Here is a 14,788-nt window from a genome sequence, read left to right on the forward strand (position 1 = left end):
CAGGCCGGGGATATTTCCTGACCTATGTAACCGGCTGACGTCACCGCGGCGGTGCTTTTGTATCTGGAACCTCACCGGACATCCGCGCTTGGAGACCTCCGCTCCGCCATCTCACCGGAATTTAACCGCATTGGTGCAGCATTACGCCGCTGCTAGCATGCATTGATTCAAGCCCTTTCATACGGTTGCCATCCATGAGCCAGAGATCCTGCCTGTCCGTCATCCTCGCCGCCGGCGAGGGCACGCGCATGAAAAGCGCGATGCCAAAAGTGCTGCATGCCATAGCCGGCCTGCCTATGGTGGCGCATGTCGTGAAAGCGGCCGAGGCGGCCGGCGCGACGGGCCTGGCGCTGGTGATCGGGCACGGTGCCGACGAGATGCGCAAGGCAGCACAGAAATTCGCGCCCAAGGCGGAGACTTTCGTGCAGGAGAAGCGGCTCGGCACCGCGCATGCTGTTCTGGCTGCTCGCGAAGCGATATCAAAGGGTTACGACGACATCCTCGTCATGTTCGGCGATACGCCTCTGATCGATTCGCAGGCGCTGGCCGCCGCGCGGCAGAAGCTCGCCGAGGGCGCCGCGGTGGCGGTCATCGGCTTTCGACCGCCAAGCCCGGCCGGCTATGGCCGTTTGGTCGAGAAGGGCAGCAAGCTCGTCGCCATCCGCGAGGAAAAGGACTGCTCGGAGGAGGAAAAGAAGATCGGCTTCTGCAACGCCGGCATGATGGCGGTGGCGGGCAGCCATGCGCTGCGGCTGCTGGACAAAGTCGGCAACAAGAATGCCAAGGGCGAATTCTACCTCACCGACATCGTCGAGATCGCCGGCGCCGAGGGGCTCGACGTCGTGGCGACGGAGGCGAGCTTCGAGAGCGCGCTCGGCATCAACAACCGCGCCGAACTTGCCGAGGCGGAAGCGATCTGGCAGGCGCGCCGGCGGCGCGAGGCGATGCTGTCCGGCGTGACGCTGATCGCGCCCGAAACCGTTTATTTCTCGTACGACACCGAGATCGGCGCCGACACGATTGTCGAGCCGAATGTGTGGTTTGGCCTGGGCGTCAAGATTTCCACCGGCGCCACGATCCATGCTTTTAGCCATATGACGGGCGCCACCATCGCAGAGAATTGCGAGGTTGGGCCGTTTGCGCGGCTGCGGCCTGGTGCCGACCTCAGGAAAAAGGCCAAGGTGGGCAATTTCTGCGAGGTCAAGCAGTCGACAGTGGAAGAAGGCGCGAAGGTCAACCACCTGACCTATATCGGCGACGCGCGCGTCGGGGCGGCGGCCAATATCGGCGCCGGCACCATCACCTGCAATTACGACGGCTACTCGAAATTCTTCACCGATATCGGCGAGGGCGCTTTCGTCGGCTCCAATTCCTCGCTGGTGGCGCCGGTCACGATCGGCAAGGGCGGCTATATCGCCTCGGGCAGCGTGATCACCGAAAGCGTGCCCGACGATGCGCTGGCTTTCGGCCGTGCCCGCCAGAAGACGATCCCCGGCAAGGGCAAGGAATTGCGCGAGCGCTTCGCCTCGGCCGCAGCGGCAAGGAAGAAGGCAGCGGAATAGCGTTTCAGCGCTTCCTGAACCCGAGCGGTTCAGGTAACTGGATTGCAAGCGCCGTCTGGCATGGTGCATGGAGCAAAAGACCGTTCCGCTGACATGGAACGAAACGCAAAGTGACTTTCGCGGCAGGCCGGCAACCCCTAGATAACGCCGGGTTTTCCGCTGGGAATCGGGGGTAAGCGCCATGTGCGGTATCGTTGGAATCGTCGGCCATTCGCAGGTCGCGCCGCTCATCGTCGACGCGCTGAAGCGGCTTGAATATCGGGGCTACGACTCGGCCGGTGTCGCCACCATCGAGAAGGGCGAACTTGGTCGCCGCCGCGCCGAAGGCAAGCTCATCAATCTCGAACGCCGCCTGAAGGACGAGCCGCTCGACGGCACGATCGGCATCGGCCACACGCGCTGGGCCACGCATGGCGTGCCCAACGAGACCAACGCGCATCCGCATTTTTCCAACGGTGTGGCCATCGTCCACAATGGCATCATCGAGAATTTCGCCGAGCTGCGCGACGAGCTCACCCGCGACGGCTACAGCTTCGCCTCGCAGACCGACACCGAGGTCGTGGCGCATCTGGTGGCGCGCGAGCTAGCCAAAGGGCTGAAGCCGGTGGAGGCTGCGCATGCGGCGCTTAAGCGGCTGTCCGGCGCCTTCGCGCTGGCGATCATGTTCCAGGGCGACGAGGACCTGATCGTCGGCGCCCGCAACGGTCCGCCTCTGGCCGTCGGCCATGGCGAGGGCGAGATGTTTTTGGGCTCCGACGCGATCGCGCTGGCGCCCTTCACCAACTCGATCACCTATCTCGAGGACGGCGATTGGGCAGTGGTGCGCCGCGAAGGCGTGACCATCTACGACATCGACGGCAACAAGGTCGACCGCAAGCGGCAGCAGTCGCTTTCGACCAGCTTCATGGTCGACAAGGGCAATCGCCGGCATTTCATGGAAAAGGAGATCCATGAGCAGCCGGAGGTGATCTCGCACACGCTGGCGCACTACGTCGATTTCGTTTCCGGCCAGTCGAAGCCGCTCGACCTGCCGTTCGACTTCGCCAGGATCGGCCGGCTGGCGCTTTCGGCCTGCGGCACCGCCTATCTCGCCGGGCTGATCTCGAAATACTGGTTCGAGCGCTATGCGCGATTGCCCGTCGATATCGATGTCGCCTCGGAGTTCCGCTACCGCGAGATGCCGCTTTCGGCCAATGACGCGGCCTTCTTCATCTCGCAGTCGGGCGAGACCGCCGATACGCTCGCTTCGCTGCGTTATTGCCGCCAGGCCGGCATGAAAATCGGCGCCGTCGTCAATGTGCGCGAATCGACCATGGCGCGCGAATCCGACGTCGTGCTGCCGACGCTAGCCGGCCCTGAGATCGGCGTCGCCTCGACCAAGGCTTTCACCTGTCAGCTGTCCGTCTTGGCTGCGCTTGCGGTGCGCGCGGGCGTGGCGCGCGGCACGATCTCGCCCGATCAGGAAAAGCAGCTGGTGCGCGAGCTTTCCGAAGCGCCGCGTTTCGCCACCCAGGTGCTGAAGCTCGACGAGCAGATCGAGCGCATCTCGCGCGAGCTGTCGCGCTACAAGGACGTGCTCTATCTCGGCCGTGACACCAATTTTCCGCTGGCCATGGAAGGGGCGCTGAAGCTCAAGGAAATTTCCTACATCCACGCCGAAGGCTATGCTGGCGGCGAGCTGAAGCACGGGCCGATCGCGCTGATCGACGAGAACATGCCGGTGATCGTCATCGCGCCGCATGACCGCATCTTCGAAAAGACCGTGTCGAACATGCAGGAAGTGGCGGCACGCGGCGGCAAGATCATCCTGATCACCGACGCCAAGGGCGCGGCGCAGGCCGGCATCAAGTCGATGGAGACGATCATCCTGCCCGAGGTGCCGGAGATCATTTCGCCGATCATCTACGCGCTGCCGATCCAGATGCTCGCCTATTTCACCGCCGTGTTCATGGGCACCGACGTCGACCAGCCGCGCAATCTGGCGAAATCGGTGACGGTGGAATAGCGGGTTATGCGGCGTTCGCTCCGGCGTAGATTCTAAAAACTTCGCAGTTCCAAACCGGCTCGCGGTTCACTAATCTCTGCGCCGCAACATGCGCCGCGGTGAGCCCCATGTCCGACGCCCTGAAGACCTCTGGCATGACCCGGCTGAGGAATTACTTCCTGACGGGGTTCGTCGTCTGTGCGCCCCTGGCGATCACGGCCTATATCGCCTGGTCGCTGATCGGCTGGGTGGATTCCTGGGTGAAGCCCTACATCCCCGTCCGCTACAATCCCGATACCTATCTGCCGTTCCCGGTTCCGGGCTTCGGGCTGATTGTGGCGCTGGTGCTGATCACGCTGATCGGTTTCCTGACCGCCAACATCGTCGGCCGCGCCATCGTCAATTTCGGCGAGCGGCTGCTGGGTCGCATGCCGCTGGTGCGCGGCATCTATGGCTCGCTGAAGCAGATTTTCGAGACCGTGCTGTCGAACAAGGGCGACATGTTCCGCCAGGTCGGCTTGGTCGAATATCCGCGCAAAGGCGTCTGGTCGCTGGTTTTCGTCGCCAGCGAGAAGGAAACCGAGATCAACCAGAAGCTCGATCAGGAAGGCGATCCGCTGATTGCGGTGTTCATGCCGTGCACGCCGAACCCGACCACCGGATTCCTGATGTATGTGCACAAATCCGAGATCGTGCTGCTCGACATGTCGATCGAGGACGGCGCCAAGCTGATCGTCTCGGCAGGCATGGTGGCCCCTGAAGTCAAGGCCAAGCTGGTGACGCTGAATGGCGAACCCGTCGAAGGTGGTCTCGCCAACCCGCCGCTTGGCGCTCAGCCGGCGCGCAGCAGCCGTACCGCCTCGTCGCGGCCGAACAGGTAAAGCAACAGGCGCAGCGCCTCGCCGCGTTCGGACTGCAGTTCCGGGTCGCGCGACAGGATCAGCCGCGCGTCGTCGCGTGCTGCCTCCAGCAGGTCGGCATGGAATTCGATCCGAGCGACCTGGAAGCCGGGCGTGCCGGACTGGCGGGTGCCGAGCAATTCGCCTTCGCCGCGCAGTTTCAGGTCCTCTTCGGCAATGCGGAAGCCGTCCTCGGTCTCGCGCATCACCGAAAGCCGGCGCTTCGCGGTCTCTCCGAGCGGGTCCTTGTAAAGCAGAACGCAGGAGGAGGGCTTGTCGCCGCGTCCGACGCGGCCGCGCAGCTGGTGCAACTGGGCAAGGCCGAAGCGCTCCGCATGCTCGATCACCATGATGGTGGCATCAGGCACGTCGACGCCGACCTCGATGACGGTGGTGGCGATCAGGATGCGCGTCTCGCCGTCCTTGAAGGCGCGCATCGCCTCGTCCTTCTCCGCGCCCTTCATGCGGCCGTGCACGAGGCCTATCCGGTCGCCGAACAGCGGTTTCAGCGAAGCAAAGCGATCCTCCGCCGACATTAGCTTGATCTCTTCGGATTCCTCCACCAGCGGGCAGATCCAGTAGATTTTTTGCCCCTCCGCAACCGCATCGCGCATGCGACCCACCAATTCGTCCAGCCGCTCCATCGGCAGGGTCACGGTGCGGATCGGCTGGCGGCCGGCGGGCTTCTCGGTGAGCTTCGAGACGTCCATGTCGCCGAAGGCGGTCAGCACCAGCGTGCGCGGGATCGGCGTTGCCGTCATCACCAGCATGTCGGGCGCATCGCCCTTGGCGGTGATGGCCAGGCGCTGGTGGACGCCGAACCGATGCTGCTCGTCGATGACAGCGAGCACAAGATCGTGGAACGTCACCGTTTCCTGGAACAGCGCATGCGTACCGACGACGATGTCGATCGCGCCGTTGGCAAGGCCTGCAAGCGTCTCGGTGCGCTCGCGGCCCTTCTCGCGCCCGGTGAGGATGGCGAGGCGCAAGCCGACTTTCTCGGCCAGCGGCGCGATGGTTGCCAGATGCTGGCGCGCCAGGATTTCGGTCGGCGCCATCAGGGCCGCCTGGCCGCCGGCCTCCACCGCGCGCGCCATGGCAAGCAGCGCCACCACGGTTTTGCCGGAGCCGACATCGCCCTGCAGCAGGCGCAGCATGCGTTCGGGGTCGGCGAGATCGGCATTGATCTCGCCAAGCGCGAATTCCTGGCTGGGGGTCAGTCTGTAAGGCAGGGCCGAGCGCAGCTTCTCGACGATGCGGTCATCGCCGATGAGCGGCCGGCCCGAGAGGCGGCGGATTCTGGCCCGCACCAACGCCAGCGACACCTGGCCGGCCAACAGCTCGTCATAGGCAAGGCGGCGCCAGGCGGATCCCTCGACGGCAACGTCGATCGGGACATTCGGGTGATGGATGCGGGAAAGCGCATCGCTGAAGGATGGAAAGGTGTGCCGACGCATGAAGGCGTCGTCCTGCCATTCCGGCAGTTCCGGCAGGCGCCCCAGCGCCTGTCCGATGGCGCGGCGCAGCACCTTGGCCGACAGGCCGGCGGTGAGGGGGTAGACCGGCTCGACCAGCGGCAGGCCCTCGGCCTCGTCGATTGGCGCGATGTGGTCCGGATGGACCATGGTCGGGCGGCCGTTGAACCACTCCATGCGGCCGGAGATCACCACATGCTCGCCTTCGGGCAGCATCTTCTGCAGATAGGCGGCATGGGCATGGAAGAAGGTCAGCGCGACCTCGCCGGTGTCGTCATGGGCGTAGACGCGGTACGGCACCGACCTGTTGCCGCGCGGCGGCGGCTGATGGCGATCGACCCGCACTTCCAGCGTGACGATCTGGCCCTCAGCCGACAGCGCGATGCCGGGCCGGTTGCGGCGGTCGATCACGCTGTTGGGCAGCAAGAACAGAAGTTCGGCGGCGCGAGCGGCGCGATCGCCGAGGTCGGCCGGCACCACCCTCTCGATCAGCAAGCCAACCTTCGGGCCGACGCCGGCGAGCGAGGTGATCGGGACAAACAACGGATCGAGGATGGTGGGGCGCATCAGCGCTGCGCCGGTTTGGAAGCTGGATAGGCCGAGTTCCTTCGCGCCCCCCTCTGTCCTGCCGGACATCTCCCCCACGAGGGGGGAGATTGGCAGCTTCGGCGCTGCGCCCATTCTGCAACGTTGAAGATTGGCGAAAGCGGAGGTGTCGGCTGATCTCCCCCCAAGTGGGGGAGATGTCCGGCAGGACAGAGGGGGGCGCGAAGGAATGCAATCATTTCAGGTTGATTGTCGGGTGTCTTACTTTGCCTTGCAAGGCTGACACCAGTCTCTATCCACGCTATATGCGCCGCTTCGAACAAGGATAGCCTGCCATGACCGGAACACAGCGATCAAGCGAGGGGTTGGATGCCCGCCGCCGCAAGCTGCTGTTCCGCTCCTGGCATCGCGGCATGCGCGAGATGGACCTGATCCTCGGTTGCTTCGCCGACGCCGAGATCGGCGCCTTGACCGGCGATGAAATCGACCAATATGAGAGGCTTCTCGAAATTCCCGACAACGATTTCCTGCCGATGGTCACCGGCGAGCACCCGGTTCCGCCCGATATCGATTGCGCGGTGCTGCGGAAAATCATGGCGTCGCGCCGGACCATGACATTTTGAAAAACGCATGAGCCTCATTCCTTCCATTGGCCTGCCCAAGGGCCGCGCCGGCCAGTTCATCGTCGATGGCGTCGCCGACGGCTACGAAGCCTTCGCCCTGGTCCAGACGGCGCAGGAGATCGCGCCGGACAAGCCGGTGCTGTTCGTCGCGCGCGACGGCCAGCGGCTGCCGGCGATCATCGAGGCGCTCGCCTTTGCCGCGCCGGGCCTGCCGGTGCTGGAACTGCCGGCCTGGGACTGCCTGCCCTACGATCGCGTTTCGCCCGGCGCCGATGCCGCGGCGCGGCGGCTCGACGCGCTTTCCGCCATGATCGCGCTGGCGAAGAAGCCGCATCGCGCCGTGATCCTCACCACCGCGAATGCGCTGTTGCAGCGCATCCCGCCGGCCGAATTGATCGAGGCGCAGACCTTTCACGCCAGGCCCGGCAACCAGATCGACATGAACGCGCTGATCGCGCGGCTGGAGATTTCCGGCTTCGAGCGCGTGCCGACGGTGCGCGGGCTCGGCGAATTCGCGGTTCGCGGCGGCATTCTCGACCTCTTCGCACCCGGCTGGAGCGAGGCGCTCAGGCTCGACTTCTTCGGCGATACGCTGGAATCGATCCGCGTCTTCGACGTGGCAACACAGCGCACCACCGGGCAGCGCAAGTCGATGTCGCTACAGGGGATGAGCGAGGTGGCGCTGACGCCGGAGACGATCAGCCGCTTCCGCCGTTCCTATATCGAAGCTTTCGGCGCGCCGTCGCGCGACGACGCGCTCTATGCGGCGGTCAGCGAAGGCCGGCGCTTTGCCGGCATGGAGCACTGGCTGCCCTTCTTCTATGAGCGGCTGGAGACCGTGTTCGACTATATGCCGGATGCGCCCGTGGTTTTCGACCATCTGGCGCATGAGGCGCTGGCCGAGCGGCACACGCTGATCCTCGACCATTACGAGGCGCGCCGGAAACAGGCCGACAGCGCGCTCAAGGATGCCGTGCCCTACAAGCCGGTGGCGCCGGACCTGCTTTACCTGTCGCCGGAGAATCTCAGATCCTCGCTCGGTCAGCGCGAGGACATAGACTTCACCGTCTTCGATGCCCCCGATGTCGGAGGCAAAAAGGTCTTCCATGCCGGCTCGCGGCACGGCCGCAGCTTCGCCGAGGAGCGCGCCGACCCGAATATCAACGTGTTCGACGTGGTGGTGAAGCACATTGCCGATGAGCGCGCCGCGCGTCGCCGTGTCATTGTCGCTGGCTGGACCGAAGGCTCGCTCGACCGGCTCGGCCAGATCCTGGCTGAACATCATCTTGGCAATCTGAAGACCGTCGCGACGCTTGCCGAGGTCGAAAAGCTCGAGCCGGGGCAGGCGGGTCTTGCCGTGCTGCCGCTCGAATCCGGTTTCGAGACCGACGGTCTGGTCGTCGTCGCCGAGCAGGACATCCTCGGCGACAGGCTGATCCGGCGTTCGAAGCGCAAGAAAAAGGCCTCCGATTTCATTGCCGAAGCCTCGTCGCTGTCCGCCGGCGACATCGTCGTCCATGCCGATCATGGCATCGGCCGCTTTATCGGCCTGCGCACCATCGAAGCGGTCGGCGCGCCGCATGACTGTCTCGAAATCCACTATGCGGCCGACGACCGCCTGTTCCTGCCGGTCGAAAACATCGAGCTTCTATCGCGCTACGGCTCGGATTCGGCCGAAGCGACGCTCGACAAACTGGGCGGCGGCGCCTGGCAGGCGCGCAAGGCGCGGCTCAAGCGGCGCCTGCTCGATATGGCCGGGCAATTGATCCGCATTGCCGCCGAGCGGCAGATGCGCTCCGCGCCAACCATGATTCCCGCCGAGGGGCTCTATGGCGAGTTTGCCGCGCGCTTCCCCTATGAGGAGACCGACGACCAGCAGACGGCGATCGATTCCGTCATGGACGATCTCGGTGCCGGCAAGCCGATGGACCGGCTGGTCTGCGGCGATGTCGGTTTCGGCAAGACGGAAGTGGCGCTGCGCGCCGCTTTCATCGCCGCCATGGAAGGTTTCCAGGTGGCGGTCGTGGTGCCGACGACGCTTCTGTCGCGCCAGCATTTCAAGACCTTCTCGCAGCGCTTCTCGGGCCTGCCGATCCGCATCGCGCAGGCGTCGCGCCTTGTCGGCTCCAAGGAACTGACGGAAACCAAGAAAGGCATTGCCGAGGGCACGATCGACATCGTCGTCGGCACGCATGCGCTGCTCGGCAGCTCGATCTCATTCAAGAATCTCGGACTTCTGATCATCGACGAGGAGCAGCATTTCGGCGTCAAGCACAAGGAGCGGCTAAAGGAGCTCAAGAACGACGTGCATGTGCTCACGCTTTCGGCGACGCCGATCCCGCGCACGCTGCAGCTGGCGCTGACCGGCGTGCGCGAGCTGTCGCTGATCGCCACGCCTCCGGTTGACCGCATGGCGGTGCGCACCTTCATCTCGCCCTTCGACCCGCTGGTCATCCGCGAGACGCTGCTGCGCGAGCGCTATCGCGGCGGCCATTCCTTCTATGTCGTGCCGCGCATCAGCGACCTGGCCGAAATCCATGATTTCCTGAAGGAATCCGTGCCGGAGCTGAAGGTGGCGGTGGCGCACGGCCAGATGCCACCGGGCGAGCTCGACGACATCATGAACGCCTTCTACGACGGGCAGTACGATGTGCTCCTGTCGACCACCATCGTCGAATCCGGCCTCGACATCCCGACCGCCAACACGCTGATCATCCATCGCGCCGACATGTTCGGCCTGGCGCAGCTCTACCAGTTGCGCGGCCGTGTCGGCCGCTCGAAGGTGCGCGCCTACGCGCTGTTCACGCTGCCGGCCAACCGGAAGCTGACCGACACGGCCGAGCGCCGGCTGAAGGTGCTGCAGTCGCTCGACACGCTCGGCGCCGGCTTCCAGCTCGCCAGCCACGACCTCGACATCCGCGGCGCCGGCAATCTTCTCGGCGAAGAGCAGTCGGGGCATATCAAGGAGGTCGGCTTCGAGCTCTACCAGCAGATGCTGGAGGAGGCGGTCGCCGAGGTGAAGGATACCGGCGAGGCACAGGACGGCGGCTGGTCGCCGCTGATCGCGGTCGGCACCGCGGTGATGATCCCGGAAAGCTATGTGCCGGACCTGCAGCTCCGCATGGCGCTTTACCGTCGGCTGGGCGACCTCGAGACGACCGAGGAGATCGACGGTTTCGGCGCCGAGCTGATCGACCGTTTCGGGCCGCTGCCGGAAGAGGTGACGCATCTGTTGAAGATCGTCTTCATCAAGGCGCTCTGCCGCAAGGCCAATGTCGAGAAGCTCGATGCCGGCCCCAAGGGCGTCGTCATCCATTTCCGCAAGCGCGAATTCCCCAATCCGGTCGGGCTGGTCAAGTTCATCGGCGAGCAGGGCTCGCTGGCCAAGATCAGGGCCGACCACAGCGTCGTCTTCATCCGCGACTGGCCGAATGCGGAGAAGCGGCTGGCAGGCTCGGCCGTGGTGATGACGCAGCTGGCGCGGCTCGTCGACAAGGCCGCGTAGCAGCATCGGGTCCATTCGCCACCGCTGAAAAACCCGGCTAGAATAGGCAGTCGGCTTCGTGTAAGGAGCCGCGACCTCTGTTGGGGCGAAAATAGCGGGCAAGGGCGCTCGCCGAGAAGAGTATTGGGTGCAGCGATGACGAAATGGTCGCCGAATTCGTGGAGAGAGAAGCCGATCAAGCAGGTTCCGGCCTATCCGGACCTTGCCGCGCTGAAGGCGACGGAAGCCCAGCTCGCCACGTTCCCGCCGCTGGTCTTTGCCGGTGAAGCGCGCAAGCTGAAGAAGCAACTGGCGGCGGTCGCCGCCGGCGAAGCCTTCCTGCTCCAGGGCGGCGACTGCGCCGAGAGCTTTGCCGAGCACGGCGCCGACAACATCCGCGACTTCTTCCGCGTCTTCCTGCAGATGTCGGTGGTGCTCACCTTCGCCGGCGCGCAGCCGGTGGTGAAGGTCGGCCGCGTCGCCGGCCAGTTCGCCAAGCCGCGCTCCTCCGACAACGAGACCAAGGGCGGGGTGACATTGCCGAGCTATCGCGGCGACATCATCAACGGCATCGAGTTCGACGCCAGGTCGCGCATCCCGGATCCCGCCCGGCAGGAGATGGCCTACCGCCAGTCGGCCGCGACGCTCAACCTTCTGCGCGCCTTCGCGCAGGGCGGCTATGCCAGCCTGGAGAACGTGCATCGCTGGATGCTGGGCTTCGTCGCCGACAGCCCCCAGGGTGAGAAGTACGAATCGCTTGCCAACCGCATCACCGAGACGATGGAATTCATGCGCGCGGTCGGCATCACGTCGGAAACCAATTTCGCGCTGCGCGAGACCGATTTCTACACCAGTCACGAGGCACTGCTGCTCGGCTACGAGGAAGCGCTGACGCGCGTCGATTCCACCTCCGGCGACTGGTACGCAACCTCGGGCCACATGATCTGGATCGGCGATCGCACCCGCCAGCCCGACCATGCGCATGTCGAATATTGCCGCGGCATCAAGAACCCGCTTGGCCTGAAATGCGGACCTTCGCTGACGCCGGATGGTTTGCTGGAATTGATCGACCTGCTCAATCCCGAGAATGAGCCTGGACGGTTGACGCTGATTGCCCGCTTCGGCTCCGACAAGGTGGCCGAGCACCTGCCGAAGCTGGTGCGGGCGGTGAAGAAGGAAGGCCGCAGCGTCGTGTGGTCGTCCGATCCGATGCATGGCAACACCATCGAGGCGGCCGGCTACAAGACGCGGCCGTTCGACCGGATTCTCAAGGAAGTGCAGACCTTCTTCGAGGTGCATCGCGCCGAAGGCACGCATCCGGGCGGCATCCATGTCGAGATGACCGGCAAGAACGTCACCGAATGCACGGGCGGCGCCCGCGCCATCACGGCCGAGGACCTGCACGACCGCTATCATACCCATTGCGATCCGCGCCTTAACGCGGATCAGGCGATCGAGCTCGCCTTCCTGGTCTCGGATCTGCTCAAGAAGAGCCATCCGATCCAGCACAAGCAGGTTGCCAACGCCTGAGTAGCGCCCGGCGCTTGTTCATTGGAAGCGCCGGCGAAACCGGCGCCTTTTCAATTCAGGCGGGTGGATCAAGCCTAAAGCGCGTCGCGATCTTTCAGATTCGCTCCATACGCTTTAGGTTTTTGATTTCATGCATGTCTTTGTCCCGAAACCGGTTCCCACTTTCGGGAGACATGCTTTAGCCGGTCATTCCGGGTCGGGCGGCCCGGGCGGGTCTCCCGGGAAACTCGATCTGCCGGGTGGAATGACAGCGAAGTTGATCTCCAGGGGCGGCGCCCTGAGCGACCAGTCGAAGGACACCGTCTTGACCGGCAGGCCGTCGGTCCAGGCCAATTGCTGCGGCGTGAGTGGCCAGCCTTTCGGCCACACCAGCAGCATTCCCTGATCCCGCAGGCGCTGGTCGGTGATCCATGGTGCGAGGCGCCTGTCGAGAGCCGTGAAGATGGAAGGCTGGTCCGCGGCTTCCAGCCCGGCGAGCCGGGCCACGCCGTCTTCGCCGCCGACAATGCCTAACGGCCCGGGCACCGCGTCATGCCAGATCGCCTCGGCTGTCCGCGAGATCGATTGCGCCGGCCAGCACATCGGCTGCAGGTGACCGCGGACGTTGCAGCCGGTCCAGCGGGTGACGGCGTAGGCGCTCGATACGGCGACCACGCATAGCAGGGCCAGCACCGTCAACCGGCGCAATTCCGTCGCTCCCAGCCGGTGGCCCAGGAGCGCGATCGCCAGGGCGCCCACGAGATTGTACATCGTCGCGCCCCAGGACTCGCCGGTGCCTGTGAACAGCGAGGCGATCATGATGAGGAGCGCTGGCCCCAGACCCATCCACGCCAGATAGATAATAGCGCGCCGCTCGGGAGCCGGCTGGGGCTGCAAGGGCTCCTGCGCGGGGCTTGTTCGCCGCCGCAGCAGGCCGGACAGAGCAAGAACGACGGGAACAGCGGAAAGCCCGGCAAGCTGAACGCCGATATAGTAAAGCCTGGCGCGGTGGGCGAGGACCCATTCGTTGCGGTGCGCGGCGTAGGTCAGCGGCAGGAAATCGAGTCGGAAAAGCTCGACCGCCAGCGGTGCCGCGATGCCAAGGAAAACCGCAAGGCCAAGCCACGGCCATGGGGTGGCGAGCCGGTTCCGGGCACGGCTATCGTATAAGAGCCAGATGCCGCCGAAAACCAGCAGCAAAGCCGTCGAGAACTTGGCGTAGAGTCCCAGGCCGGAGACGACGCCGAGGGCGAGCCACCAGCCGGGCCGTCCGTCGCGCGCGGCGCGCCACAACAGCCATGAGATGCCGGCCCAGAAAGGCATCTGTGCATAGTCGTGGTTGAATTGCGGGGTCGGCCAACCGAAGAAATAGATCGAGGGCATCAGCAACACCGCGGCGAGAGCGCGGGTCGACCCCATGATGTCGCGTGCGAGAAGATAGACCAGGATGAAAGTCGTCGAGATCAGCAGTTGCGAAAGCATATATTGCGGCCAGCGGAACGAGCCGGTCAGTAGATGGCTGATCTCAAGCAGCCAGCAGGGTAACTGCGGGTGTTTGTAGGTCAGCAGAACCCATTCGCGGCCCCACATGAACCCCTCGACGACGTCGTATGGCGGCCCAACATTGACGAGCGCCGGCATGACGGTCCAGCAAGCGATCTGGGTGAGGCACAAAAGCGCCAGCAATCGCCATGGATGCCGGATCAGTCCGTTCCAGATCGAAGGCGGATTGCGTTCCGCGGTGGCTGCCACCGGCCAAAGATGAACGGATTCGCTGGTTCTCGACATGCGGGCCTAAAACCACACCGGTGAATTTCTGAACAGTCCGATAGCAAAAGCTTACGAAAATGTATGCTGCCGCAACATTGTAAAACCAAGATTGCGATGGAACCCGTCGCCGGCGCTTCGGGCAGAACCGTGGCCGGCTGAATGTTGGTTGAGCCGGGCCTCCCAAGGCGCCGCGGTTCTAGCCATACGGGTGTCTCCATGCGTCACCAGCACGCCGTCATCCATCATCGCGGGCTCGACTTCTGGTCGGCGCGCGCGGCGGTTCTCGTCGTCATCTGTCTTCAGCTTTTGGTCATCAACAACCTGTCCTGCGGTCCGCGCTGGCTAGCCCCGACCGTCGAGGCGGCACTGCTGGTGCCCCTGTCGATCGCGACGGCATGGACGCAGATGCAGACGCGCACGGCTGTCGACCACGAGCATTGGTACGCGATCGGCCGATTGCGCCTCTACATCCGCCGCACGGCATTGGTGATGACCGGCGTCATCAGCATCATGAATTGCGGATCGCTGGTTTTCCTGGTGCGGGCGCTGCTGGAAGGGCATGCCGGCGCCGGCACCACGCTGCTCGTCGATGCGCTCAACATCTGGGTCACCAATGTGATCGTCTTTGCGCTGTGGTTCTGGAGCACGGACAGGGGCGGGCCGCCGACCTGTGGCCTGGTCAAGCGCGCGCAGGCCGACTTCCTGTTCCCGCAAATGACGCTGCCAGATAGCGAGATACAAGGCTGGCTGCCGGGCTTTGTGGACTATTTCTTCCTGGCTTTCACCAACGCCACCGCCTTCTCGCCGACCGACACCTTGCCGCTCACGCAGCGCGCAAAGCTCCTGATGATGGCCGAAGCGATGATCTCGCTCTTGACGATCGCGCTGGTGGCGGCGCGGGCGGTCAACATCCTGGCCTAAAACTGTATCGATATT

At 64.4% G+C, this 14,788-nt stretch carries 9 protein-coding genes; 7 read left to right on the plus strand and 2 right to left on the minus strand.

Annotated features, from left to right (window positions below):
- Positions 1-194: 194 nt before the first annotated feature.
- The 3 genes from glmU (at position 195) to EJ072_RS29030 (ending at position 4,427) form a co-directional block, all read left to right on the plus strand.
- Positions 195-1,562 (plus strand): bifunctional UDP-N-acetylglucosamine diphosphorylase/glucosamine-1-phosphate N-acetyltransferase GlmU, encoded by a 1,368-nt coding sequence (gene glmU, locus EJ072_RS29020; protein WP_126082399.1) that lies wholly within the window; start codon positions 195-197, stop codon positions 1,560-1,562.
- Positions 1,563-1,743: 181 nt separating this feature from the next.
- Positions 1,744-3,567, plus strand: a complete 1,824-nt coding sequence (gene glmS / locus EJ072_RS29025; protein WP_126082400.1) for a glutamine--fructose-6-phosphate transaminase (isomerizing) — start codon at positions 1,744-1,746, stop codon at positions 3,565-3,567.
- A gap of 107 nt (positions 3,568-3,674) precedes the next feature.
- The gene (locus EJ072_RS29030) at positions 3,675-4,427 is read left to right on the plus strand and encodes a DUF502 domain-containing protein (RefSeq protein ID WP_126082401.1); all 753 of its coding nucleotides are present in this window, start codon (positions 3,675-3,677) and stop codon (positions 4,425-4,427) included.
- Here EJ072_RS29030 and recG read toward each other — a convergent pair.
- Positions 4,379-6,487: an ATP-dependent DNA helicase RecG gene (gene recG / locus EJ072_RS29035; protein WP_126083785.1), complete on the minus strand. Its 2,109-nt coding sequence runs from the start codon at positions 6,485-6,487 to the stop codon at positions 4,379-4,381. The genes EJ072_RS29030 and recG overlap by 49 nt on opposite strands.
- A 314-nt stretch (positions 6,488-6,801) precedes the next feature.
- Here recG and EJ072_RS29045 point away from each other — a divergent pair, with 314 nt between their 5' ends.
- The 3 genes from EJ072_RS29045 (at position 6,802) to EJ072_RS29055 (ending at position 12,103) form a co-directional block, all read left to right on the plus strand.
- The gene (locus tag EJ072_RS29045) at positions 6,802-7,089 is read left to right on the plus strand and encodes a succinate dehydrogenase assembly factor 2 (protein ID WP_126082402.1); all 288 of its coding nucleotides are present in this window, start codon (positions 6,802-6,804) and stop codon (positions 7,087-7,089) included.
- 7 nt (positions 7,090-7,096) lie between these two features.
- A complete protein-coding gene (gene mfd, locus EJ072_RS29050) occupies positions 7,097-10,594 on the plus strand; it encodes a transcription-repair coupling factor (RefSeq protein ID WP_126082403.1) in 3,498 nt (1,165 codons plus the stop codon).
- Positions 10,595-10,729: 135 nt separating this feature from the next.
- Positions 10,730-12,103: a 3-deoxy-7-phosphoheptulonate synthase class II gene (locus EJ072_RS29055; RefSeq protein ID WP_126082404.1), complete on the plus strand. Its 1,374-nt coding sequence runs from the start codon at positions 10,730-10,732 to the stop codon at positions 12,101-12,103.
- 186 nt (positions 12,104-12,289) lie between these two features.
- Here the strand turns inward: EJ072_RS29055 and EJ072_RS29060 are convergent, their stop codons facing one another.
- Positions 12,290-13,870: a glycosyltransferase family 39 protein gene (locus tag EJ072_RS29060; RefSeq protein WP_126082405.1), complete on the minus strand. Its 1,581-nt coding sequence runs from the start codon at positions 13,868-13,870 to the stop codon at positions 12,290-12,292.
- A gap of 198 nt (positions 13,871-14,068) precedes the next feature.
- Here EJ072_RS29060 and EJ072_RS29065 point away from each other — a divergent pair, with 198 nt between their 5' ends.
- On the plus strand, positions 14,069-14,773 hold the full coding sequence (locus tag EJ072_RS29065; RefSeq protein ID WP_126082406.1) for a hypothetical protein: 705 nt from the start codon (positions 14,069-14,071) through the stop codon (positions 14,771-14,773).
- The last annotated feature ends 15 nt before the right edge of the window (positions 14,774-14,788 follow it).

Source organism: Mesorhizobium sp. M2A.F.Ca.ET.046.03.2.1 (assembly GCF_003952425.1).
Taxonomy (GTDB): domain Bacteria; phylum Pseudomonadota; class Alphaproteobacteria; order Rhizobiales; family Rhizobiaceae; genus Mesorhizobium.

What these genes read in the sequence shown, in the direction of transcription:
- recG (WP_126083785.1), bottom strand. Translation starts at nt 6,487, where the DNA reads ATGCGCCCCACCATCCTCGATCCGTTGTTTGTCCCGATCACCTCGCTC.
- EJ072_RS29030 (WP_126082401.1), top strand. Translation starts at nt 3,675, where the DNA reads ATGTCCGACGCCCTGAAGACCTCTGGCATGACCCGGCTGAGGAATTAC.
- mfd (WP_126082403.1), top strand. Translation starts at nt 7,097, where the DNA reads ATGAGCCTCATTCCTTCCATTGGCCTGCCCAAGGGCCGCGCCGGCCAG.
- EJ072_RS29065 (WP_126082406.1), top strand. Translation starts at nt 14,069, where the DNA reads ATGCGTCACCAGCACGCCGTCATCCATCATCGCGGGCTCGACTTCTGG.
- EJ072_RS29055 (WP_126082404.1), top strand. Translation starts at nt 10,730, where the DNA reads ATGACGAAATGGTCGCCGAATTCGTGGAGAGAGAAGCCGATCAAGCAG.
- EJ072_RS29060 (WP_126082405.1), bottom strand. Translation starts at nt 13,870, where the DNA reads ATGTCGAGAACCAGCGAATCCGTTCATCTTTGGCCGGTGGCAGCCACC.
- glmS (WP_126082400.1), top strand. Translation starts at nt 1,744, where the DNA reads ATGTGCGGTATCGTTGGAATCGTCGGCCATTCGCAGGTCGCGCCGCTC.
- EJ072_RS29045 (WP_126082402.1), top strand. Translation starts at nt 6,802, where the DNA reads ATGACCGGAACACAGCGATCAAGCGAGGGGTTGGATGCCCGCCGCCGC.
- glmU (WP_126082399.1), top strand. Translation starts at nt 195, where the DNA reads ATGAGCCAGAGATCCTGCCTGTCCGTCATCCTCGCCGCCGGCGAGGGC.